We start from the raw sequence: 22,202 nt of genomic DNA, 5'->3' as shown, positions 1-22,202 counted from the left end.
CGATCAGCCCTGCGTATGAAAACGCTTGGCGGTGGTGTAGTGCTTGTTCCAGTAACTATTGCTCAGTGAATCGATACGCACGTTTTTGCCGGTACGCGGCGAATGGATGAATTTACCCTCGCCAATATAAAGGCCGACATGGCTGACCTGACCGCGTCCGTTCCCCTTGAAAAACACCGCATCGCCGGGCTTGAGCGCGCTGCGCTTGATGGTGGCGGCCGTTGACCGGTGCATTGCCGCCGTGGTTCGCGGGATTTTGATATTGGCCTGGGTCTTGAACAGGTAGACCAGCAAGCTGCTGCAATCGAACCCTTGCTCCACCGAATTGCCGCCCCACTTGTAAGGCGTGCCCAGCAACTCGTGCGCGCGGTCGATCACGTCGTCGATGGAAGACGACGGCAGGCTGTGCAGCGAGGAGCCGAAGTCGGCGCGAGGTTGATAGGTAGCCGACGCCGAGGTAACGACGAAAGACAGGCTGGCCAGGATGAGATAGAGAAATGACTTGATCATGATGAACGTCGCAGTGGGTTAAACACGGCGCACAGACTAATGATCGGCTGGGCAAGGGCTTGAACGCGAAATCCTGAGCAGGTGTAGGAAATATCCGAAATGCCCACAGGGAGTGCATCGCAGGCCTTGGCGCACCAATCTGGTTCACGTCAGAAATTTCCCGCGCCCTGTTTGGTGGCATCAACGCGCTTATCCACAGGCGTTTGCGGTACCCCGGCACGGTTGGCAAGCCCCTTGCTCTAGCTGTTTCATCGCTCATAGCTGGAAGCTTCCTGATGCTGGTGATCCACCGCCGAATCGCCCCCCAACCCCTCTGGGCCGCTGAGTTGCTGCTGAATTTCGAGGCCCGCAGCAAAAGCCGCCTGCGCTGTTTCAGTGCCGACGGTGAAGACGTCGGTCTGTTCCTGGAACGCGGTCAGCCACCGCTGCATGATGGTGAATTCCTACAAGCTGAAGACGGACGTGTCGTACGCGTGTGCGCCCGGCCTGAACAACTGCTGCACGTCACCTGCGCCAGCGCCTTTGAACTGACCCGTGCGGCCTATCACTTGGGCAACCGCCATGTGGCGTTGCAGGTCGGGGATGGCTGGTTGCGCCTGCTCGATGATTACGTGCTCAAAGCCATGCTCGAACAGCTGGGCGCCCATACCGAAACCCTCGAAGCGCCATTCCAGCCGGAACACGGCGCCTATGGCGGCGGTCATCATCATTCGCGCCATGGCGATGAAGACTTCAACTATCCGCCCAAGCTGCATCAGTTCGGCGTGCGGGTATGAACCCAGCCTGGGCGCTGCTGCGTCTGGCCAGCCCGCAATTGCCGATTGGCGGCTACAGCTATTCCCAGGGCCTGGAAATGGCGGTGGACGATGGCCGCGTGAATGATGCGGCCAGTGCCCGCCGCTGGATCAGCGACCAGCTGCTGCTCAACCTTGCGCGTTTCGAGGCGCCGTTGTTGCTTGCCCATTGCCGCGCCGCGGCGGAGCAGGATTGGCCGGCGCTGGCGCAACTGTGCCAAGCGCATCAAGCCAGCCGCGAAACCCGCGAGCTGTATCAGGAGAGCCGCCAGATGGGCTATTCCCTGCAGCAGTTGCTCAATGGTTTGCCGGAACTGGACGACGCAGCCCGCAGCTTTCTTGAACAACGCCATGAGCCGCATCTCGCCTTGGGCTGGGCCCTGGCCGCGCGTGCCTGGGCCATCAGTCCCGATGACGCCCTTGCCGCCTGGTTGTGGAGCTGGCTGGAAAACCAATTGGCCGTGCTGATGAAAACCCTGCCCCTGGGCCAGCAGGCCGCCCAGCGGCTGACCAGCGAACTGCTGCCGCTGCTGCAACAAGCCCAGCAGGATGCCGCTCGCATCGACCCTCAGCATCTGGGCAGCGCCGCTTTCGGTCTGTCCCTGGCGTGCATGGCCCATGAGCGCCAGTACAGCCGCCTGTTCCGTTCCTAAGACCTTTTTGGAGAAGCACATGAACACACAACCTCTGCGCGTCGGCATCGGCGGCCCGGTCGGCTCCGGCAAGACCGCACTGACCCTGGCCCTGTGCCTGGCCTTGCGCGACCGCTACAACCTGGCGGTGGTGACCAACGACATCTATACCCGCGAAGACGCCGACTTCCTGGTGCGCAACGAGGCCCTGGCGCCGGAGCGCATCATCGGCGTGGAAACCGGCGGCTGCCCGCACACAGCGATCCGTGAAGACGCCTCGATCAACCTGGAGGCGGTGGACCAGCTCAACCGCCGCTTCCCCGGCCTGGACCTGATCCTGGTGGAGTCTGGTGGTGACAACCTGTCGGCGACCTTCAGCCCGGAACTGTCCGACCTGACCATCTATGTGATCGATGTGTCGGCCGGTGACAAGCTACCGCGCAAGGGCGGCCCGGGAATCTGCAAATCCGACCTGCTGGTGATCAACAAGATCGATCTCGCGCCGTTGGTCGGCGCCTCGCTGGAACTGATGAACAGCGACACCCAGCGCATGCGCAACGGCAAACCCTTTGTGTTCAGTAACCAGAAAACCGGCGTAGGACTGGATGACATCGTCGCCTTTATCGAACGCCAGGGCTTGCTGACCGCCGCATAAATCAACCCATAAGGAATCTGCTCATGAGCCTCAAAAAACTCTTCGCAGCCGCTGCCTTGCTGCTCACCCCGGCCCTGGCCTTCGCTCATCCGGGCCACGGCGACAACGGCCTGGTGGCCGGTATCAGCCATCCACTGGGCGGCATCGACCACTTGCTGGCCATGCTCGCGGTCGGCCTGTGGGCGGCGCAGCAAAAAGGCGCTGCCCGCTGGGTGCTGCCGTGTACCTTTGTCGGCACCCTGCTGATCGGCGGCATGCTGGGCTTTGAAGGCCTGGCGTTGCCGGCGCTGGAAAGCGGGATTGCCGCCTCGGTGCTGGCCCTGGGCCTGGCCGTGGCGCTGGCGGTGCGCCCGCCATTGTTCATGGCGGTGGGCGCGACGGCGTTGTTTGCGCTGTTCCACGGTGTGGCGCATGGCTTGGAACTGCCGGACATGACCAGCCCTTGGACGTATGCGGCGGGGTTTGTCGGTGCGACTGCGGTATTGCACGCGGCGGGTTATGCGCTGGTGCGTTGGCTGCCGGCTGCTGCGGCGCCGCTGGTGCGGGTGGCTGGGGCGGCTTCGGCGGTGACTGGGGCTTGGTTGCTGGCGGGCTGATTCGCGGCGCAGTGGAGGGCCTCATCGGGGGCAAGCCCCTCCCACATTTGAACTGTGTTCACAAGTCTGAATGTGGGAGGGGGCTTGCTCCCGATAGCGGTCACACAGACACCACTGTTCCCAAGCCTGCTACCATGCGCGGCAAACACCCCTGCCGTGACGACGCCAGCCAATGCCCATCGCTTCCCCGCCTGCCTTGAATACCGTGCTCACGCACTTCCACACGCTGATCGTGCCGCTCTGGCAGGGCCCGGGCTGGAATGCCGACCTGGCACTGCCCTACGAGGCGCTGGATGCCGATCACCGGCCATTGCCCCCACAACGCTACCGCGCGATGGCCTGCGCACGGCAGTTGTACCTGTTCGCCAGCCTGATCGGCGAGCCGGGGGCCGCGTTCGCCGAAGAACGCGCCGCAGCACTGTTCCGTTCCCTGCAACGGCACTTCCATGACGCCGAGCACGGCGGCTGGTTCTACAGCATCGACCCGGCCGGGCAGCCGCAGGACAAACGCAAAGACCTCTACACCCACGCCTTCATCATCTTTGCCTGCGCTCATTACTGGGCCAAGGTGCGTGAGCCATTGGTAGAGTCGGTGCTCAATGCCGCCCTGGAAGTGGTGGCCCAGCGTTTCGCCACCGGCGATGGCCTGTACGAGGCCGTGCTGGAGCGCAATTGGTCGTCCCTCAAGTCGGGCCCGCTGCAAAACCCATTAATGCACCTGGCCGAAGGTTTCCTCGCCACCCTCGCCGTACGGGAAGACGCCGACGTGCAGGCCGCCCTGCTCAACCTGGCGACGGCCATGCAGCAGCGCTTCATTGATCGCCAGCACGGCGTGATGATGGAGAAACCGCTGGGCGCTGTGGATAACTGGTTTGAACCGGGGCATCAGTTCGAGTGGTTCTTTTTGCTGGAATCGTCGGCGGTGCTGCGCGGCACAGCGCTGCATGCCTCGCTGACACGGGCGTTTGCCTACGCCGAGGAAACGGGCGTGGATAAGTCAAGCGGTGCGGTCAGCGGCATGCTCGCCCTCGATGGCAGCATGCGCGACGGTACTCAACGGATCTGGGCTCAGGCCGAATACCTGCGGGCGTTGACCTTGCGGCCTGGCAGTGAGGCGGTGTTGCAACGCCAATTGCTCGCGCTGCAACAGCATTTCCTGCATGAGCAAGGCTGGCATGAATGCCTGGATGCCAATGGCAAGGTGAGTCGGCGGGATATGCCGTCGACCACGCCGTATCATTTGGCGACCTGCTATCAGGGGCTGATCCGGCATCTCGGGTGATCTTCAGGGCCTCATCGGGGGCAAGCCCCCGATGGCAACGATTCGATCTAAAGCCCTACTTGGCCCCACGTTCGATGGCGAACCCAGCCCAGGTCTGGCTCACCGGCATCAGCTCCAAGCGGTTGATATTCACATGCGCCGGCGTGTTCATGACCCAGAATATCGTGTCGGCAATGTCCTGCGGCTGGATCGGCTCGGCACCGGCATAAGTGGCGTCATAGCGCGCCTGGTCACCACCAAAGCGCACCAGCGAAAACTCGCTCTCGCACAGGCCCGGCTCGATGTTGGTCACGCGCACGCCGGTGCCTTGCAGGTCACACCGCAGGTTCAGCGAAAATTGCTTCACGAACGCCTTGGAGCCGCCATACACATGGCTGCCCGGGTACGGGTAGCTGCCGGCGATGGAGCCCAGGTTGATGATGCCGGCACCACGGCCGTGGGCGATCAAGCGCGGCAGCAGCAGATGGGTGGTGGTCAGCAGGCCCTTGATGTTGGTGTCGACCATGGTCTCCCAATCGTCGAGGCTGCACTTGGGCGCCGGGTCAGTGCCCACGGCCAGGCCGGCATTGTTGATCAGCCCGCGCAGGGTGGCGAACGACGGCGGCAGGTTGGCGATGGCGTCTTCCATGCCCTTGCGGTCACGCACGTCCACCACCAGGCCATGCACTTCGGTCTGCTTGGAAAGCTCTTCGACCAGCGCATTCAAGCGTTCGGCACGACGGCCGGTGAGCACCAGTTTCCAGCCGGCCTCGGCAAATCGACGGGCGCAGGCTTCGCCGAAACCTGAAGTGGCGCCAGTAATAAACAGCGTGTTGGACATGGTGTTCTCCTTGCGGGCATCGGGAAAAAAGTTGCCAGCAGAATGCCCTTACCCCGCCGTCGCGGCAACCGCTGTGCGCACTTCTTTACGCCCGACTGATCACTTTTTAACCATGCCGGGCAAAGCCATATAAACCGTGGTGTGTAGCGATATGCACGCAGGTTATCCACAACTGCGCCCACAGTCTTTGGGGGCAAGTGCAAAACCACACAGGCCTCTATTCACAAGGCTTGCAGGCGATTTTAGAAAGTTTTTTGCTTGACCTTGGCGGGGGCGTATGTAGGCCCATCGATGGCGTGGAAATCCAGACGATGGCTCCAGGCCAGTCATTCCGGCCTCTGCGGCGGTCTTTCCAGAGTTTAGTCACAGACTTATCCACAGGCTGAACAGACATATTCCGGTCATATACCTGTGTCTTTAAACAGGTTGACAAACCCCTTGGACGGTCGCGAAAAAGTCGCTGATCAAAAAACAACCGTCGCGCTGTAAGCCACGGTTTTAAAGGCGTTCAGCCAGCTACTCCCACGTTACCCACAGCCGGTTCCACAGCGGATGGGGACAAGTCAAAACGGTGACAAAACAGGGATTTGCGGCGGCTATATGTCGCGCTTTGGGAGGTAGCCGGATTTGTTTTCCACAATTTGGGATCGCACTTGTGGGCACCCTAAAACCCAATGTGGGAGGGGGCTTGCTCCCGATGGCGGTAGGTCAGTATCAGATGTGCTGACTGATACACCGCTATCGGGAGCAAGCCCCCTCCCACAGGGGTATTGCGTTGTTATTTAGGCTAGTGGCCGCCGAGGTAGGCGTTGCGCACGTCCTCGTTTACCAGCAATTCCTTACCGGTGCCCGTCAGGCGAATCTCGCCGTTGACCATCACATATGCCCGATCCGACAGGCGCAGCGCGTGGTTGGCGTTCTGTTCCACCAGGAAGATGGTCATGCCGGTGGATGCCAGTTCGCGCAGGGTGGCGAAGATCTGTTTCACCACGATCGGCGCCAACCCCAGGCTCGGTTCGTCCAGCAACAACAGCTTGGGTCGGCTCATCAGCGCGCGGGCGATGGCGAGCATTTGCTGCTCGCCGCCGGACATGGTCATGGCGCGCTGGTTACGCCGTTCCTTGAGGCGCGGGAACAGCTCGAACATGCGCTGCATGTCTTCGCTGGCAAACTTGTCGCCAATCGGGATGGTGCCCATCAGCAGGTTTTCCTCGACGGTCATGTCGGGGAACACCCGCCGCCCTTCCGGCGACTGCGCAATACCGTTGGAGGCGATGTAGTGGGATGACTTGTGGGTAATGTCGACGCCGTTGTAGATGATTTGCCCCGACTCGGCCCGCGGCTGGCCGAAGATCGACATCAGCAAGGTGGATTTGCCCGCGCCGTTGGAGCCGATCAGGCTGACGGTTTCGCCTTCGTTGATCTGCAGCGAGACTTTTTTCAGGGCCTGGATCGGGCCGTAGAACACGTCCAGGTCCTTGATTTCGAGGATAGGTGCGCTCATACCAGCTCCTCTTCGTCCGCGCCCAGGTAGGCGGCGATCACTTTCGGGTCGTTGCGGATTGCATCCGGCCCGCCTTCGGCGATCACGTTGCCGTGGTCCAGCACCACGATGTGGTCGGAAATACTCATTACCATGCCCATGTCGTGTTCGATCAGCACCACCGTGAGGTCGTGTTCGTCGCGCAGCAGGCGAATCATCGCGCTGAGGGCTTCGGTTTCCTGGGGGTTGAGGCCGGCAGCGGGCTCGTCGAGGCAGATGATCTGCGGCCGCGTGCACATGGCGCGGGCGATTTCCAGGCGGCGCTGCTGGCCGTAGGAAAGCTCACCGGCCAGGCGGTTGGCGCAGTCCACCAGGTCGACCACTTCGAGCCAGTAGAACGCGCAGTCCAGCGCGTCGCTCTCGGCCTTGCGATAGCCCTTGGTGTTGAGGATGCCGGCCAGCATGTTGCGGTTGACCCACATGTGCTGGGCCACCAGCAGGTTTTCCAGCACCGACATTTCCTTGAACAGGCGAATGTTCTGGAACGTGCGCGCCAGGCCGGCGCGGTTGACCAGGTGGGTGCCACCGAACATCTTGTAGTACACGCGGCTGAGAAAGCTTTTCGGCGACACGAAGTCGGTGGCCCGGAAGCGTTCGCCAAGCAGTTGGATCACATTGGTCTGCTTGCCGCGCACGTTGAGTTCGATCTTGCCGCCACTGGCTTTGTAGAAGCCGGTAAGGCAGTTGAATACGGTGGTCTTGCCGGCGCCGTTGGGGCCGATCAGGGCGAAGATCGAGTTGCGTTCGACCTTGAGGCTCACATCGCTCAGGGCCTTGATGCCACCGAAGTGCATCATCAGGTGTTCCACGGACAGCACGATTTCCTTGCTCATGGTGCCACTCCTTTACGTGGGGTCACACCCGTCCGGCTGATCCGTATCAGGCCGCGTGGCCGCCAGATCATCATCACCACCATCAGCACGCCAAACAGCAGCACACGGTATTCGCTGAAGCTGCGCAGCAGTTCCGGCGCCACGGTCAACACGAACGCCGCAATCACCACACCGACGGTCGATCCCATGCCACCCAGTACCACAATGGCCAGGATCAGCGCCGACTCGAAGAAGGTGAATGACGACGGGTTGACGAACCCCTGGTAGCTGGCAAAGAACACCCCGGCCAAACCGGCGGTGGAGGCACCGATGGTGAACGCCGAGAGCTTGACCAGTACGTGGTTCAGGCCCATGGAACGGCAGGCGATTTCATCTTCACGCAGGGCTTCCCAGGCGCGGCCGACCGGCATGCGCGTCAGGCGGTGCTTGATGTACAGCACGGCCAGCACCACCAGGAACAGCACGATATAGATGAACATGAACTTGATGTTGGGGTTGTAATCGATACCGAAGAACTCATGGAAAGGAATGCCACCATCCTTGGCACGCTTGCCGAACTCCAGCCCGAGGAAGGTCGGCGAGGGCACCGGCATACCGTTCGGCCCGCCGGTGAACGACAGCCAGTTGTTGAGCACCAGGCGGATGATTTCACCGAAGCCCAGGGTCACGATGGCCAGGTAGTCACCGTGCATTCGCAACACCGGGAACCCGAGTATGCACCCCGCCAGCGCCGCCGCGATGGCCGCCAATGGCAGCACCGTCCAGAAGCCCAGTCCCAGATATTGGTAGCCCAGCGCCAGGCCATAGGCGCCGATGGCATAGAACGCCACGTAACCCAGGTCGAGCAGGCCCGCCAGGCCGACCACGATGTTCAGGCCCAGGCCCAGCAGTACGTAGATCAGGCCGAGGATGACCACGGTGAGCAGGTACTTGTTGGCGAAGATCGGAAACACGATGGCGATCACGATCAGCGCCGGGATGATCCAGCGCAGCCGCGATTTGTAGTCCGGTGCCAGCACGTGCACGCCGGAGCCACTGCTCTCGAAGCCCTGCAGGATCTTCACGCCCTTGGGGGTTTGCAGGAACAGGCTCATGGCAAAGCGGCCGACCATCACGATGGCGACCAGCAGGCCCACGCGGGCCGGTTCCAGGTTGAAGCTGTAGCCGTCGAGGACCACGCCGACGATCGGACCGAACACGATCAACGAAATCAGCCCGGCAAGGATCGTATCGACGACACTTTTCTTGATATCGATAGGTTTGGCAGCAGACATGTTTTACACCTTCGCCACGAGTGGGCGACCAAGCAGGCCCTGGGGACGGAAAATCAGAATCACCACCAACAGGGAGAAACTGAACACGTCTTTGTAGTCAGAGTTGATCAACCCCGAGAACAACGACTCGGAGATACCGAGGATGATCCCGCCCAACATAGCCCCAGGCAGGGAGCCGATGCCGCCGAGTACCGCTGCGGTAAATGCCTTGATGCCGATGATGAAGCCGGCATAGAAGTCGAAGGTGCCGTAGTTGAGAGTGATCAGCACGCCGGCCAACGCGGCCATGGCGGCACCGATGACGAACACGTAGGAAATGACGCGGTCGGTGTTGATCCCCAGGATCGAAGCCATCTTGCGGTCTTGCTGGGTGGCGCGGCACATGCGGCCGAGCTTGGTGTACTTGATGACGTAGGTGAGCAAGGCCATGCCGGCGAACGCCGCCACGAGAATGAACACCTTGGTGTAGGTGAGCTGGACGAACCCGCTGCCGATATCGACACGCCAGGCCCCGGCCAGCAGGGTCGGGATGCCTTGTTGCTTGGCGCCCTGGGCGATCTGTGCGTAGTTCTGCAGGATCAGCGAGATACCGATGGCGCTGATCAGCGGTGCCAGTCGGGTGGAGTTGCGCAGCGGTTTGTAGGCGACCCGTTCAATGACCCAACCGTACACGCCGGTGACGACCACGGTGAAGATCAGGGTGCCGAGTATGAGCAGCGGGAAGGATTCGATGCCGAAGTAAGCCAGCAGTGCCAGACTGATCGCCGCGAGGTAAGCGGAAATCATATAAACCTCGCCGTGGGCGAAGTTGATCATGCCAATGATGCCATAGACCATTGTGTAGCCGATGGCGATCAGGCCATAGACCGACCCGAGGGTCAGGCCGTTGACCAGTTGCTGCAGGAAAATACCATCCATAACGCAATCTCACGCGGTGAGCACCTGCACACCGGTGGGTGTGCGGCGCTTCTGGAGGAAAAGACAGATCTCAATAACCACACTGTCCCAATATGGGAGGGGGGCAAGCCCCCTCTCACATTGGATCTCTAGTGCTTGTGCTTACTTCTGCTTTTCCAACTGGTGGTATTTGCCTTCTTTATCCCACTGGTAAACCACGTAGTCGGACACTTTCAGGTCACCCTTGGCGTCCCAGGTCTTCTCGCCCATCACGGTCTTGACCGGGTGAGCCTTCAGCCATTTGGCGGCGTCTTCGCCCTTGTTGGACTTGGCGCCGTTGAAACCGGCGGCCAAGGCCTGCAACGAGGCGTAGGCATACAGGGTGTAGCCTTCAGGCTCGTAACCGGCCTTGCGGAACTCTTCCACCACGGCCTTGCTGTCCGGCAGCAGGCGCGGGTCGGCGCCGAAGGTCATGTACACACCATCGACGTACTGCGCGCCGCCGGCGGTGGCCACCAGTTCGTCGGTCACGACACCGTCGTCGGACATGAACTTGACGTCCTTGAGGCCTGCTTCACGGATCTGGCGGACCAGTGGACCGGCTTCCGGGTGCAGGCCACCGAAGTACACCACGTCGGCGCCCAGGGAGCGGATCTTGGTGACCAGGGCACTGAAGTCTTTCTCGCCACGGGTCAGGCCTTCTTCCAGCACCGGCTTGACGCCGCGCTTGGTCAACTGGGCAGCGGTGGCGTCGGCCAGGCCTTTGCCGTAGGTGTCCTTGTCGTTGATGACCGCGACTTTCTTGCCCTTGAGCACGTCGACGATGTAGTCGCCGGCGACGATGCCTTGCTGGTCGTCACGCCCGCACATGCGGAACATGGCGCCGAGGCCGCGCTCGGTCACTTGTGGGTTGGTGGAGCCTGGGGTGATCGCGATGATGCCCGCCTCGTCGTAGACCTCGGAGGCCGGGATGGTGTTGGACGAGCAGAAGTGCCCGACCACGCCGATCACTTTGTCCTGGTCGGCCAGACGGTTGGCCACGGCCACGGCCTGCTTGGGTTCGCAGGCGTCGTCGCCGGCCACCAGCACGACTTTCTCACCGTTGATGCCGCCGGCCTTGTTGATGACTTCGGCTGCCGCCTGGGCACCCTTCATGTACTGCTCACCGAACGACGCGTTGGCGCCCGTCATGGGCCCCGCCACGCCAATCTTCACATCAGCTTGAACAAACGTAGAAACACCCAGCGCCGCTGCAACGGCGAGGGCCAGAAAACCTTTCTTGTAAAACGTCTGGGACATGAGTGGTGCTCCGATATTTTTGATTTTTGGCACGACAACTTGCATTCAAACCTTTCACCGAAAGCTCAGAGCAAGCGTCGTGCCAGTACGTTTTTATTCTTCAAAAAGACACGGTGTCATTGTTATTACAGGCGTTTCGCTGCCGCTTGCCAGTACGTGCAACCCTCTAGCTCACAGAGGTGCAACCGGCAGCCATAAAAAGTACAACCCTTGCGGGTCGCACCTGCAACCGGATGCATAAACGACTGTTCCTGCACTTGTTACAACATGCGTAACGGAACTGCACATTTACAGTGCGCGACTGCTACGACTTGCACCAATACAGATTAGGCGCCCGCGCACGGGATGCGGTCTTTTGCGCGGTATTTCGCTGATCAGATCACGATTCGCAGGCATTGCCCGGCGTGATACAGCGAGAATCCCGCCTCATACAAACAGCTACGCAGACCCACGCCGGCCAAAGGTTGCATGGGCGCGAACGGAATCGGCAACGCCTGGGGATTCTGGTGACACAGATAGTCGGCAAACGCCTTGCCGACCACACTGCCGGTGGTCACGCCCCGCCCGTTATAACCGGTGACCGCCACAAGGCCCGGCGCCGGCTCGAACAGACGCATCAAGTGATCGGGGGTGAAGGCAATGCAACCGGTCCAGGTGTATTCCCACTGCACCGATTTGAGATACGGGAAATAGTGCTGCTGCACCCGATCGGCCCACGCCTTGAGGAACCAGGCCGGCTTCTGGTTGCCGTTGCCCAGGCTGCCGAGCAACAAACGACCATCGGCGTCGCGGCGGATGCTGCTCAATACCTGACGCGTGTCCCACGATCCCTGGCCGCCAGGCAGGATTTGTCTGGCGGCGTCGTCGGTCAGCGGTGCCGACGCGACCTGATAGTAATAACCGGGGAAAAAGTTACGCCGCAGGTCGGTCCATTCGCCTTCGGTGTAGGCGTTGGAAGCGATGACTACCTGTGCGGCCCGCACTGCCCCCTGGGCAGTCTGCACCGACCAGTTCGAACCCTGGCGTTCGAGTTGAGTGACGGGGGAATGGTCGAACAGTTGCCCGCCAAGGCCGACGGCGGCCGTGGCCAGCCCCGAGGTGTAGGCCATTGGATTCAACGTGCCCGCACGTCGATCCAGCAAGGCGGCGGCGATCTTTTTCGTGCCGGTGGCCTGCTCGCAGGCCTGGCCGGTGAGCAGTTCCACCGGTGCGCCACGGCGTTTCCATTGTTCTTCACGGCTGCGCAAATCCGCCTCGCCACGGGCGTTGTGCGCCATGTGCAACGTGCCCTCGCGGCGCAATTGGCAATCGATGTTGTACTTGTCGATCAGGCTGAACACCAACGACGGCGCCGCGCCCAACATGCGGTTGAGCTGGCTGCCCACCGCTTCGCCGAAACCGGCTTCGATGTCATCCGGCGGGATCCACAGCCCGGCGTTCACCAGCCCGACGTTGCGCCCCGAGCCACCATGGCCGGTGCGATGGGCTTCGAGCACGGCGACGCTTTTACCCTGTTCCAGCAAATGAATGGCCGCCGACAAACCGGTGATGCCGGCGCCGATCACGCACACATCCACGTTGACCTCACCCTTGAGCGCGGTACGGTCCGGCCGGCTGGGGGTAAGATGTTCCCACAAACATGTTTCGCGTAGTGCCATTGCCAGACTCCGATGAGACCCAACAAACAACAATCCTGATGTGTAATGCGATCGTATGTGAGAGGGAGCAAGTCGAATCGTCGCACCGCCCCTCCCACATTTTGATCTCACTCCGACTTGAGGGATCAGTCGAAAGTGATGCCCTGCGCCAGCGGCAACTCCAACGAGTAATTCACGGTATTGGTCTGCCGACGCATATACCCACGCCACGCATCCGAGCCCGACTCACGCCCGCCGCCGGTATCTTTCTCACCGCCAAACGCGCCGCCGATTTCCGCGCCACTCGGGCCGATATTGACGTTGGCGATGCCGCAATCACTGCCCACCGCCGACATGAACTGCTCGGCTTCACGCACATCCGTGGTGAAGATGCACGATGACAAGCCTTGCGGTACAGCGTTGTTCAGGCGCAGGGCTTCGGCGAAGTCGGTGTAGCCGACCACGTACAGGATCGGCGCGAAGGTCTCGGTACACACCACGTCGCTTTGCTCGGGCATTTCCACAATCGCCGGCGACACGTAGTAGGCATTGGGGAAGGTGTCTTCCAGTTGGCGCTTGCCGCCGAACACCTTGCCGCCTTCGCTCAAGGCTTGCGCCAGGGCGTCCTGCATGTTGTCGAAGCCGTGTTTGTCGATCAGCGGGCCGATCAGGTTGCCTTCCAGCGGGTGGCCGATGCGCACTTTGGCGTAGGCCGCCTTGAGGCGCGTGACGATTTCTTCCTTGACCGACTCATGGGCGATCAGGCGGCGCAAGGTGGTGCAGCGCTGGCCGGCGGTGCCGACGGCGCTGAACAGAATGGCGCGTACGGCCATGTCCAGGTCGGCGCTTGGGCCGAGGATCATCGCGTTGTTGCCGCCCAGTTCGAGGATGCTGCGGGCGAAACGCGCGGCGACTTTCGGTGCGACTTCGCGGCCCATGCGGGTGCTGCCGGTGGCGCTGATCAACGCTACGCGTGGGTCATCCACCAGCGCAGCGCCGGCATCGCGACCACCAATGATCACCTGACTGAGGTACTGCGGGGCATCGTTAAAGTTCTTCAGCACGCGCTCGAACAGCGCCTGGCACGCCAGGGCGGTGAGCGGGGTCTTTTCCGACGGTTTCCAGATCACGGCGTTGCCGCACACCAGGGCCAGGGCGGTGTTCCACGCCCACACCGCGACCGGGAAGTTGAAGGCGCTGATCACGCCGACCACGCCCAGCGGGTGCCAGGTTTCACGCATGTGGTGGCCCGGGCGCTCGGAGGCGATGGTCAAGCCGTACAACTGGCGCGACAGGCCGACGGCGAAGTCGCAGATGTCGATCATTTCCTGTACTTCACCCAGACCTTCCTGGGTGATCTTGCCGGCTTCCCAGGACACCAGCTCGCCCAGGTCGGCCTTGTATTCACGCAGCATGTCGCCCAATTGCCGTACCAACTCGCCACGACGTGGGGCCGGCACTTTGCGCCAGGCCTCGAATGCATGCTCGGCGCGACTGACCTGTTGCTCCACCTCGGCGGCGCCTTCCCAGTGCACGCTGCCGATCCGGCTGCCGTCAATCGGCGAATGCACGGGCTGTTTACCCGCCTGGTACAGGGCCGGGTTTACCCCGAGACGATCAAGCAATGCGGCAACCATGGGTCACTCCTTCAAATCTGCGTACAAAAAATCGCGCCGCAACACGCACGGCGATCCAGACCTTATTTGTAGCTGGCCCAAGACTTGCCAACAAACGACGATTAGGCGAGATATCATTCCGTTTATTCATGCAAAGCATAAAAAGAGGCACGCCGTGCTGAACAAAAGACATTTGCCCTCGATCACCGCCCTGCAGTGTTTCGAAGCCGCCACCCGCCACCTGAGCTTCACCCGCGCCGCCGAGGAGCTGAACCTCACGCAGAGCGCGGTGAGCAAACAAGTGGCGCAGTTGGAGGAGTTGCTGCAACACCTGTTGTTTCGCCGCGTGCGTCGCCGCCTGCAAATGACTCCGGCGGGCGATTTGTACCTGGTGGAAGTGCGCAAGATCCTCACCCAGGTGGAGATGTCCACCCATTACCTGCGCTCCTACGGCGGCGAAACCGAAGTGCTGCGCGTGTCCACGCCCTACACCTTCGGCGCACGCTGGCTGGTGCCGCGGCTCAAGGGCTGGCGCCTGCGCCACCCACAGATCCACCTGGACCTGTGTAACGAGCAGGAACCGGACGAATTGCTGCAGGGCAAGGCCGACCTGGCCTTCTATTTTGGCCAGGGGTCACGCCCCGGCACCGAGAGCTTGAAGCTGTTCAGCGAAGAACTGGTGCCGGTGTGCGCACCGGAAAGCCTGCCGGCCAAGCCGCTGACGGACCCCACGCAGCTGAGCGAGTTGGTGTTGCTGCAAAACGCCTCGCGCCCCCAGGGCTGGCACGACTGGTTCGCCAGCCAGGGTTACCAGACCGAACACAGCTACCATGGGCCGCGTTTCGATACGTTCTATATGTGCATTCGTGCGGCACAGGTGGGGTGTGGCGTGGCGCTGCTGCCGCGCTTCCTGGTGGAAGAAGAACTGGCCGACGGCAAGTTGGTGATCCCTTGGCAGCATGCGATGCCGAGCCAGGATGCCTACTACCTGGCGTATCCGGAGCATTCGGCGGAAGTGCCCAAGGTGCGCGATTTTGTGAAGTGGATGATGGCTCAGGTTATTTAGTGCCCGATAGCGTCAGTAGCTTTGGCGAAAAAATCACTGGCAAAAACCCACAGGTCTATGCGCCACTAGCCACCTTCCTCAATTGCGCGTAAAGGCCGGCGCCATCGCCGACCCGTCTGGAGATTCCCGTTATGAGCGAGAGTGTGTTTGCCGATCGCATCGTGCAGAACCTGCTCGACACCGACTTCTACAAGCTGACCATGATGCAGGCGGTGCTGCACAACTACCCCAACGTGGAAGTTGAATGGGAGTTTCGTTGCCGTAACAGCGAAGACCTGCGCCCGTACCTGGCGGAGATCCGCTACCAGATCGAGCGCCTCGCCGAGCTGAGCCTGAGCCCGGACCAGCTGGGGTTCCTGGAACGCATCAGTTTTATGAAGCCGGATTTTCTGCGCTTTCTGGGGCTGTTTCGCTTCAACCTGCGCTATGTGCAGACCGGCATCGAGAACGGCGAGCTGTTTATCCGCCTGCGTGGGCCGTGGCTGCATGTGATCCTGTTCGAAGTACCGCTGCTGGCCATCGTCAGCGAAGTGCGCAACCGCTACCGCTACCAGACCGTGATCCTCGAACAGGCCCGCGAGCAGTTGTACCGCAAGTTCGACTGGCTGACCGCGAATGCCGGCAGCGATGAACTATCGGAACTGCAAGTGGCCGACTTCGGCACGCGCCGGCGCTTTTCGTACCGGGTGCAGGAGGAGGTGGTCAATGTGCTCAAGCACGACTTCCCCGGGCGCTTTGTCGGCACCAGCAACGTACACCTGGCCCGCGAGCTGAACATGAAACCCCTGGGCACCATGGCCCATGAGTGGATCATGGCCCACCAGCAACTCGGCCCGCGCCTGATCGACAGCCAGATCGCCGCCCTCGACTGCTGGGTCCGCGAATACCGTGGCCTGCTGGGCATCGCCCTGACCGATTGCATCACCACCGATGCGTTCCTCGGCGATTTCGACTTGTACTTCGCCAAGCTGTTCGACGGCCTGCGCCACGACTCCGGCGACCCGGTGCAGTGGGCCGAAAAAGCCATCGCCCATTACCACAAGCTCGGTATCGAACCAATGAGCAAGACGTTGGTGTTTTCCGACAGCCTGTCGTTGCCCAAGGCCCTGGAGATTTTCCGCGCGTTGCGTGGCCGCATTAATGTGAGCTTCGGCATCGGCACCAACCTGACCTGCGATATTCCAGGGGTGGAACCGATGAGCATCGTGCTTAAAATGACCGCCTGCAATGGCCAGCCCGTCGCGAAAATCTCTGATGAAGCGGGCAAGACCCACTGCACCGACCCGAATTTTGTCGCCTATTTACGTCACGTTTTCAAAGTACCTGCCATTTCCAGCAAGGAGTGAATCATGCAAGCCGTACAGCGTGAGATTGCGCAGCAGCTCAAGGTGCAAGCGCCATTCAAAGACCAGGCCGCCCTTGAAGCCGAGGTGGCCCGGCGCGTGACCTTTATCCAGGACTGCCTGCGCAATTCGGGCCTCAAGGCCCTGGTACTGGGCATCAGCGGCGGTGTCGACTCCCTCACCGCCGGCCTGTTGGCCCAGCGCGCCATGCAGGAACTGCGCGCCCGTACCGGTGATGCGGCGTATAAATTCATCGCCGTGCGCCTGCCCTACGAAACCCAGTTCGACGAAATCGACGCCCAGGCCTCGGTGGACTTTATCGACCCGGACGAGCGTCACACCGTGAATATCGGCCCGGCGGTGAAATCCCTGGCCAATGAAGTGGCGGCGTTTGAAGGCAAGGCCGCAGTGTCCCGTGACTTCGTGCTGGGCAACACCAAGGCGCGCATGCGCATGGTGGCGCAGTACACCATTGCCGGCGCCGCCGGTGGGCTGGTGATCGGGACTGATCATGCGGCGGAAGCGGTGATGGGTTTTTTCACCAAGTTCGGTGATGGCGCGTGCGACCTGGCGCCCCTGAGCGGGCTGGTGAAGAACCAGGTGCGCGCAATCGCACGCCACTTTGGCGCGCCGGAGTCGTTGGTGGAGAAGGTGCCGACGGCCGACCTCGAAGACCTGTCGCCGGGAAAGCCGGACGAAGCGTCACATGGCGTGACTTATGCCGAGATCGATGCGTTCTTGCAGGGTGAACCGGTGCGTGAGGAAGCGTTCAGGATCATTTGCGACACGTATCGCAAGACCGAGCACAAGCGGGTGATGCCGTTTGCGCCGTGAGGTGAGTCAGACAGCTTTGCAGTGACTGTCAGATAGCTATCGGGGGCAAGCCCCCTCCCACACTTGGCCGAGTTCCAGCATGTGAATGCGGTCGAATGTGGGAGGGGGCTTGCCCCCGATAAACGATAACGCGGTCTTATTTGACGACCACAGTGCCTTTCATCATCGAGATGTGGCCTGGGAACGAGCAGAAGAACGCATAGTCCGTCCCGGCGGCCAGTTTCGCTACATCGAAGGTCACCGAATCTTTCTCGCCGGCACCGATGATCTTGGTGTGGGCGATGATGCGGGCGTCACCTTCTTTCAGGTAGTTCTTGTCGATACCGGCGGCCATGCCGTCAGTGGCCACAGGCTGCATGTCGGCAGCGCTGGTCAGCACCCAGTTATGCCCCATGACATTTTTCGGCAAGCTGCCGGAGTGAGTCAGCTCAACGGTGAACGTCTTGCAGCTTTTGTCGATTTCAATGGCTTTGGTGTTAAAGGACATCTGGTCAGTGGAGTCGACGGTGACCTTGCACTCTGCAGCAAGCAACTGGCCACTCGCCAGAGTCAGCAGGGAAACAGCAAAGATTTTCGCAAACATGTGAATCTCCAAGGCAGGGTTTAAAAACGCGGATTGCGGTAAGGGTGCCTCATACGGGCTTGAGTTCTTATGATCTGAATCAACAAATTGTATACAACTTTAGGCTATCAGACTTATCAACACAATCTACCAGCCAAAGTCGCAGCACCCGCCTATGATCGGCCCCATCACCCACTGGAGCCCGAGCCATGCCCTTCAATCAATTCTTCAACGGCCTGTTGGCCGCGTATGCCTGCGGTAAGTGAAGGCCAAGCGCGCTGCTAAGCTGCTACCATAGCGACCCAAGGCAGCCGCGCGCCGCCACCCTCACCTTCGACCCTAGAGGATCGCCCATGGCCAAACCCAATTACTCCTTCGCCAAACGTCAGAGAGACCTGGCCAAGGAACAGAAGAAAGAGGAAAAGCTGCAACGCAAGAAAGCCGCTGCCGATGAAGAAGCCGGCGCACTGAACCCGGACGTCGACGCAGAAGAAACGAGCGACGAGACTGAAGCACCAAAAGATCCGGCTGAATAATTTCCTTTGTGGTGAGCAGGCGCGCCCTGCTCACCACAATCCACCGCTACTCCAGCGGCATCACCGTCACCCGCACTTCCGGGTCATGGCTCCCTCCCCCCAGAATCACCCCCCGCAACGGCGACACATCGGAAAAATCCCGGCCCCAGGCCAGGGTGATGTGCTCCAGTGCCGGCTGTACGTTGTTCGTCGGGTCAAAATCCACCCAGCCCGCCACCGGGCAAAACACCGAAACCCACGCATGGGACGCATCGGCGCCGATCAGTCGTGGCTGGCCGGGCGGTGGCTGGGTGAGCAGGTAGCCGCTGATATAACGCGCCGCCAGGCCTCGCGAACGCAGGCAGGCGAGCATCAGGTGGGCGAAGTCCTGGCACACGCCGCGGCGGCGTTCCAGCACTTCCACCAACGGCGTGGCGACTTGGGTGGCTTCGGCATCAAAGGTAAATTCACTGAAGATTTTTTCCATCAGTGCCTGCACGCCAAGCAACAACGGCTCGCCGGGCGGGAAACAACTTTCGGAGAACTCGACGAAGGTTTTCTTCAGGTGCACGTAGGGGGATTCGAAGCGATAGCGGCACGCTTCGATCCGCTCAGGGGTCATTGCCTGGCTGCTGTAGGTCAGGCTGTCTCGCGTCCGGTCCCAGGGCGGCGACTGTTGGAAGTCCAGCAGCGGCCGTGCCAGCACTTCCACGGTCAACCCGGCATTGACCAACAACTCATCGTGGGGCCGCTCGAAGGCCAGGCGCGTGATCGGGTTGCCGAACACATCCAGCTCATCGCGTCGCGACGATGGCTGCGGGCTGATCTCCAGCTGTTGCGAGGTGCAGCGCTGCCAGGCACATGGCCGTGGCCACAAATGCGCCAGCTGCTGGGCCAGGGACACCGGGCTGTCGTAGTGGTAATGGGTATCGTGAAAAATCTGGTAGCGCGCGCTCATTACACCGACACCGTTTGCTGGCTGACATCATCCACGTGGGCAAAATGGCGCAGCGCCAGGCGATCCGACACTTGCCCGCTTTCATCGGCCACCGCTTGCAGCAGGTCGGCCAGGCCATCCAGTGCGGCACGCACGCTGGTTTCGCCGAACAGTCCGTTCTCCAGGCAACCCAGGTCGAAACGCGCCAGGCGCTCCACCAAGGGCGCCAGGCCAGTCTCGCGGGGCACGCCGAAGTCATCGTTGAGACGACGCAGGGTACGGCTCACCAGCTTGAGCTGGAACAGCACCGCATGGGGGTTCTGCTCGTCGAGCAGCAACAGGTCGAGCACCGGAATCAACTGCGGCACCGCCAGGTAGCGCGAGCGATAGGTGATGCTGCTGTTGCCCAGCTCCAGCAACCAGTCCAGCCCCGCCTGATCGAATACCGCCACGCCGCGCAGGAACGCCGCGAGGCTGCCGCTCAGAAATTGCAGGCGCTCGATACGCCGGCCCATCATCAGGAAACGCCAGCCTTCGTCGCGGGTCATGTCGTCCAGGGCAAAGCCGGACAACGCCGCGAGGGACATCACCAGGCGGTTGAGGAAATCCAGCAACTCGCCAAAGTCCGGGCTTTCACGCTCCAGCTCCATGGCTTCGCGTTGCAGCTCGACCAGGGCCTGCCAGTTCTCTCGGGACAACTTGCCCCGCACCTGGGACGCCGCCCATTGCAAGCGCTGCAGGTTGGCGCGCAGGCTTTGCGGCCAGTCATCGCCGAGCAACGCCGCCATCAGGCGTTCGGGCAGCTCGTCTTCCTCCGGCAACAGACGCAGGTTTTCACCCAACTCCACCGCCGCCTGCAACGCCAATGGGTCGTCACCATCGACATAGCGCGCCAGCACGATACGCAGCCAACGTGCGCTGTCATCACAGCGCTCGCAATAACGGCCGAACCAGAACAGGTTCTCTACCACGCGCGACGGCAGATAAGGATCGCGGCGCACCAGGTCATGGGCACCAATCGTGCGCTGCGCGCGCCACTGCTCGCTGCCCGGTGCGCGTTCGCCGAGCACCCAGGTGTCTTTGCTTGCGCCACCGCGTTGCATCGACACCACTTCGGCATCGGCCTCGGCCGCCACGCGGGTCAGGCCGCCGGGCAGCACGCGGTAGCCCTCGGCGCTGGCCACGGCGTACACGCGCATGCCGATGGCGCGGTGTTGCAGGTGGTCATCCACGGTGTGCCACACCGGCGCCTGGGACAGTTGCGCCAATTCCTGGGCGACGTAGGCGTAGGGCCGCGCACGCATGCGTTCGGCCAGGGCCTGGCGTTGCTCATCGTTCAAATCGCGGCCAAACACCGGGGCGAAACTCTGCGACGGGAATGCCGGCTTGATCAGCAGCTCAGGCAGTTTCTCCAGGGCTTCGGCGAGCACCGGCGCTTCACCGCACCACCAGGTGGCGATGGACGGCAGGATCAGTGCTTCACCGAACAGGAATTCATTGATCTTGGGCAGAAAGCCCAGCAGGCCCGGGGACTCCAGCACGCCGCTGCCCAGGGCATTGGCTACCAGCACATTGCCCTGGCGCACGGCATCGAGCAGGCCGGGCACGCCCAGGGCCGAGTCGGTGCGCAGCTCCAGCGGGTCGCAGAAATCGTCGTCCAGGCGCCGCATGATCGCGTGCACCCGGCGCAGGCCGCTGAGGGTCTTGAGGAATACGGTGCTGTCGCGCACGGTCAGGTCGCCGCCCTCCACCAGTGGGTAGCCGAGCTGGCGGGCGAGGTAGAGGTGTTCGAAGTAGCTTTCGTTGAAGCGGCCAGGGGTGAGCAGCACGATCAGCGGCGGCTGGTTGTCGCTCGGCGCCTGGCGGGCCAGGGTTTCCTGGAGTGTGCGAAAGAACCCGGTGAGGTGCTGCACCTGCAAGTCGCGGTACAGGTCCGGGAAGGCACGGGACACGATGGTACGGTTTTCCAGCGCATAACCGGCGCCCGACGGCGCCTGGGTGCGGTCGGCGGTGACCCACCAACGACCATCCGGGGTGCGCGCCAGGTCCACGGCGTACAGGTGCAGAAAAGTACCGTCGGGCGGTTGGATGCCCTGGCACGGCCACAGGAAATTGTTATGCCCGAACACCAGTTCCGCCGGCAGCAAGCCTTCCTTGATCAGGCGCTGCGGGCCATAGAGATCGGCGAGCACGGCATTGAGCAGGCGCGCACGCTGGGCGATCCCGGCGGACAACTGCTGCCATTCATCGGCGGCCAGCACGTGGGGCAGCAAATCCAGCTCCCACGGGCGGTCGGCGCCCTTGGGGTCGGCGTAGACGTTGTAGGTCACGCCGTTTTCCTGGATCTGCCGCGTCAGCAGCGCCTGGCGCTGGGCCAGTTGCGCCGGGGTGCTGCGCTGCAGGTGATCGAGCAGGCGCCGCCAATGGGCACGCACGGCGCCGCTGTCGTCCAGCAGTTCGTGATAAGTCCCCGTGGTCAGCGGGTAACGGTCGAGCAAGTCGGACATGGAACGCTCGGCAGAGGCAAAGGGGCTCAGATTAACTCAACAAACACTGC

General features: G+C 61.7%; 21 protein-coding genes. 9 read left to right on the top strand and 12 right to left on the bottom strand.

The window, feature by feature from the left end:
- Positions 1-3: 3 nt before the first annotated feature.
- Positions 4-510: a C40 family peptidase gene (locus PSH66_RS02995; protein ID WP_003171414.1), complete on the bottom strand. Its 507-nt coding sequence runs from the start codon at positions 508-510 to the stop codon at positions 4-6.
- Between the two features lie 275 nt (positions 511-785).
- Here PSH66_RS02995 and ureE point away from each other — a divergent pair, with 275 nt between their 5' ends.
- The 5 genes from ureE to PSH66_RS02970 all read left to right on the top strand — a co-directional run bounded on the left by ureE (position 786) and on the right by PSH66_RS02970 (position 4,469).
- Positions 786-1,286 (top strand): urease accessory protein UreE, encoded by a 501-nt coding sequence (gene ureE / locus PSH66_RS02990; protein ID WP_003171412.1) that lies wholly within the window; start codon positions 786-788, stop codon positions 1,284-1,286.
- Positions 1,283-1,957, top strand: coding sequence for an urease accessory protein UreF (locus PSH66_RS02985; RefSeq protein WP_141063021.1), 675 nt, complete (start codon positions 1,283-1,285; stop codon positions 1,955-1,957). Before ureE ends, PSH66_RS02985 begins: the two co-directional genes overlap by 4 nt.
- Before the next feature lie 19 nt (positions 1,958-1,976).
- Positions 1,977-2,591 (top strand): urease accessory protein UreG, encoded by a 615-nt coding sequence (ureG, locus tag PSH66_RS02980; protein ID WP_017526387.1) that lies wholly within the window; start codon positions 1,977-1,979, stop codon positions 2,589-2,591.
- Between the two features lie 23 nt (positions 2,592-2,614).
- Positions 2,615-3,187 carry a HupE/UreJ family protein gene (locus tag PSH66_RS02975; RefSeq protein WP_003171405.1) on the top strand — a complete coding sequence of 191 codons (573 nt, stop codon included), beginning with the start codon at positions 2,615-2,617 and terminating at the stop codon, positions 3,185-3,187.
- 172 nt (positions 3,188-3,359) lie between these two features.
- Positions 3,360-4,469 carry an AGE family epimerase/isomerase gene (locus PSH66_RS02970; protein WP_003171403.1) on the top strand — a complete coding sequence of 370 codons (1,110 nt, stop codon included), beginning with the start codon at positions 3,360-3,362 and terminating at the stop codon, positions 4,467-4,469.
- A 55-nt stretch (positions 4,470-4,524) separates the two neighbouring features.
- Here PSH66_RS02970 and PSH66_RS02965 read toward each other — a convergent pair whose 3' ends face one another.
- From PSH66_RS02965 to PSH66_RS02930, 8 genes are all read right to left on the bottom strand, one after another.
- Complete coding sequence (locus PSH66_RS02965) at positions 4,525-5,289, bottom strand: SDR family oxidoreductase (protein WP_003171401.1); 765 nt, start codon at positions 5,287-5,289, stop codon at positions 4,525-4,527.
- Positions 5,290-6,076: 787 nt separating this feature from the next.
- Complete coding sequence (locus PSH66_RS02960) at positions 6,077-6,793, bottom strand: ABC transporter ATP-binding protein (protein WP_305428330.1); 717 nt, start codon at positions 6,791-6,793, stop codon at positions 6,077-6,079.
- On the bottom strand, positions 6,790-7,665 hold the full coding sequence (locus PSH66_RS02955) for an ABC transporter ATP-binding protein (RefSeq protein ID WP_003171398.1): 876 nt from the start codon (positions 7,663-7,665) through the stop codon (positions 6,790-6,792). Before PSH66_RS02955 ends, PSH66_RS02960 begins: the two co-directional genes overlap by 4 nt.
- Positions 7,662-8,939 (bottom strand): high-affinity branched-chain amino acid ABC transporter permease LivM, encoded by a 1,278-nt coding sequence (livM, locus tag PSH66_RS02950; RefSeq protein WP_003171396.1) that lies wholly within the window; start codon positions 8,937-8,939, stop codon positions 7,662-7,664. Before livM ends, PSH66_RS02955 begins: the two co-directional genes overlap by 4 nt.
- A gap of 3 nt (positions 8,940-8,942) precedes the next feature.
- Positions 8,943-9,857, bottom strand: coding sequence for a branched-chain amino acid ABC transporter permease (locus PSH66_RS02945; RefSeq protein WP_010213575.1), 915 nt, complete (start codon positions 9,855-9,857; stop codon positions 8,943-8,945).
- 141 nt (positions 9,858-9,998) lie between these two features.
- A complete protein-coding gene (locus PSH66_RS02940) occupies positions 9,999-11,135 on the bottom strand; it encodes a branched-chain amino acid ABC transporter substrate-binding protein (RefSeq protein WP_003171394.1) in 1,137 nt (378 codons plus the stop codon).
- A gap of 374 nt (positions 11,136-11,509) precedes the next feature.
- Complete coding sequence (locus PSH66_RS02935; RefSeq protein ID WP_003171393.1) at positions 11,510-12,793, bottom strand: FAD-binding oxidoreductase; 1,284 nt, start codon at positions 12,791-12,793, stop codon at positions 11,510-11,512.
- Between the two features lie 125 nt (positions 12,794-12,918).
- Entirely contained in the window at positions 12,919-14,409 is a 1,491-nt protein-coding gene (locus PSH66_RS02930) for an aldehyde dehydrogenase family protein (protein ID WP_305428329.1), read from the bottom strand.
- Between the two features lie 154 nt (positions 14,410-14,563).
- Here PSH66_RS02930 and PSH66_RS02925 point away from each other — a divergent pair, with 154 nt between their 5' ends.
- From PSH66_RS02925 to nadE, 3 genes are all read left to right on the top strand, one after another.
- A complete protein-coding gene (locus PSH66_RS02925; RefSeq protein WP_003171390.1) occupies positions 14,564-15,454 on the top strand; it encodes a LysR family transcriptional regulator in 891 nt (296 codons plus the stop codon).
- 131 nt (positions 15,455-15,585) lie between these two features.
- On the top strand, positions 15,586-16,800 hold the full coding sequence (pncB, locus tag PSH66_RS02920; RefSeq protein WP_003171388.1) for a nicotinate phosphoribosyltransferase: 1,215 nt from the start codon (positions 15,586-15,588) through the stop codon (positions 16,798-16,800).
- 3 nt (positions 16,801-16,803) lie between these two features.
- Positions 16,804-17,631: an ammonia-dependent NAD(+) synthetase gene (gene nadE / locus PSH66_RS02915; RefSeq protein WP_003171387.1), complete on the top strand. Its 828-nt coding sequence runs from the start codon at positions 16,804-16,806 to the stop codon at positions 17,629-17,631.
- 136 nt (positions 17,632-17,767) lie between these two features.
- Here the strand turns inward: nadE and azu are convergent, their stop codons facing one another.
- A complete protein-coding gene (azu, locus tag PSH66_RS02910) occupies positions 17,768-18,214 on the bottom strand; it encodes an azurin (protein WP_305428328.1) in 447 nt (148 codons plus the stop codon).
- Positions 18,215-18,546: 332 nt separating this feature from the next.
- Here azu and PSH66_RS02905 point away from each other — a divergent pair, with 332 nt between their 5' ends.
- Positions 18,547-18,729 (top strand): hypothetical protein, encoded by a 183-nt coding sequence (locus PSH66_RS02905; RefSeq protein ID WP_003171385.1) that lies wholly within the window; start codon positions 18,547-18,549, stop codon positions 18,727-18,729.
- A gap of 46 nt (positions 18,730-18,775) precedes the next feature.
- Here the strand turns inward: PSH66_RS02905 and PSH66_RS02900 are convergent, their stop codons facing one another.
- Positions 18,776-19,666 carry a transglutaminase family protein gene (locus PSH66_RS02900; RefSeq protein WP_003171384.1) on the bottom strand — a complete coding sequence of 297 codons (891 nt, stop codon included), beginning with the start codon at positions 19,664-19,666 and terminating at the stop codon, positions 18,776-18,778.
- Positions 19,666-22,152: a circularly permuted type 2 ATP-grasp protein gene (locus tag PSH66_RS02895; RefSeq protein WP_003171383.1), complete on the bottom strand. Its 2,487-nt coding sequence runs from the start codon at positions 22,150-22,152 to the stop codon at positions 19,666-19,668. Before PSH66_RS02895 ends, PSH66_RS02900 begins: the two co-directional genes overlap by 1 nt.
- Positions 22,153-22,202 lie beyond the last annotated feature (50 nt).

The sequence above is a fragment of the Pseudomonas sp. FP597 genome (assembly GCF_030687435.1).
Taxonomy (GTDB): Bacteria; Pseudomonadota; Gammaproteobacteria; order Pseudomonadales; family Pseudomonadaceae; genus Aquipseudomonas; species Aquipseudomonas lactucae.
Note: the sequence above shows the minus strand (reverse complement) of the source record. Positions and strands in the feature narration are given on the sequence as shown.

Excerpts from the sequence above, each read along its gene's own strand:
- PSH66_RS02995 (WP_003171414.1), bottom strand. The coding sequence starts at position 510 with ATGATCAAGTCATTTCTCTATCTCATCCTGGCCAGCCTGTCTTTCGTC.
- ureE (WP_003171412.1), top strand. The coding sequence starts at position 786 with ATGCTGGTGATCCACCGCCGAATCGCCCCCCAACCCCTCTGGGCCGCT.
- PSH66_RS02985 (WP_141063021.1), top strand. The coding sequence starts at position 1,283 with ATGAACCCAGCCTGGGCGCTGCTGCGTCTGGCCAGCCCGCAATTGCCG.
- ureG (WP_017526387.1), top strand. The coding sequence starts at position 1,977 with ATGAACACACAACCTCTGCGCGTCGGCATCGGCGGCCCGGTCGGCTCC.
- PSH66_RS02975 (WP_003171405.1), top strand. The coding sequence starts at position 2,615 with ATGAGCCTCAAAAAACTCTTCGCAGCCGCTGCCTTGCTGCTCACCCCG.
- PSH66_RS02970 (WP_003171403.1), top strand. The coding sequence starts at position 3,360 with ATGCCCATCGCTTCCCCGCCTGCCTTGAATACCGTGCTCACGCACTTC.
- PSH66_RS02965 (WP_003171401.1), bottom strand. The coding sequence starts at position 5,289 with ATGTCCAACACGCTGTTTATTACTGGCGCCACTTCAGGTTTCGGCGAA.
- PSH66_RS02960 (WP_305428330.1), bottom strand. The coding sequence starts at position 6,793 with ATGAGCGCACCTATCCTCGAAATCAAGGACCTGGACGTGTTCTACGGC.
- PSH66_RS02955 (WP_003171398.1), bottom strand. The coding sequence starts at position 7,665 with ATGAGCAAGGAAATCGTGCTGTCCGTGGAACACCTGATGATGCACTTC.
- livM (WP_003171396.1), bottom strand. The coding sequence starts at position 8,939 with ATGTCTGCTGCCAAACCTATCGATATCAAGAAAAGTGTCGTCGATACG.
- PSH66_RS02945 (WP_010213575.1), bottom strand. The coding sequence starts at position 9,857 with ATGGATGGTATTTTCCTGCAGCAACTGGTCAACGGCCTGACCCTCGGG.
- PSH66_RS02940 (WP_003171394.1), bottom strand. The coding sequence starts at position 11,135 with ATGTCCCAGACGTTTTACAAGAAAGGTTTTCTGGCCCTCGCCGTTGCA.
- PSH66_RS02935 (WP_003171393.1), bottom strand. The coding sequence starts at position 12,793 with ATGGCACTACGCGAAACATGTTTGTGGGAACATCTTACCCCCAGCCGG.
- PSH66_RS02930 (WP_305428329.1), bottom strand. The coding sequence starts at position 14,409 with ATGGTTGCCGCATTGCTTGATCGTCTCGGGGTAAACCCGGCCCTGTAC.
- pncB (WP_003171388.1), top strand. The coding sequence starts at position 15,586 with ATGAGCGAGAGTGTGTTTGCCGATCGCATCGTGCAGAACCTGCTCGAC.
- nadE (WP_003171387.1), top strand. The coding sequence starts at position 16,804 with ATGCAAGCCGTACAGCGTGAGATTGCGCAGCAGCTCAAGGTGCAAGCG.
- azu (WP_305428328.1), bottom strand. The coding sequence starts at position 18,214 with ATGTTTGCGAAAATCTTTGCTGTTTCCCTGCTGACTCTGGCGAGTGGC.
- PSH66_RS02905 (WP_003171385.1), top strand. The coding sequence starts at position 18,547 with ATGGCCAAACCCAATTACTCCTTCGCCAAACGTCAGAGAGACCTGGCC.
- PSH66_RS02900 (WP_003171384.1), bottom strand. The coding sequence starts at position 19,666 with ATGAGCGCGCGCTACCAGATTTTTCACGATACCCATTACCACTACGAC.
- PSH66_RS02895 (WP_003171383.1), bottom strand. The coding sequence starts at position 22,152 with ATGTCCGACTTGCTCGACCGTTACCCGCTGACCACGGGGACTTATCAC.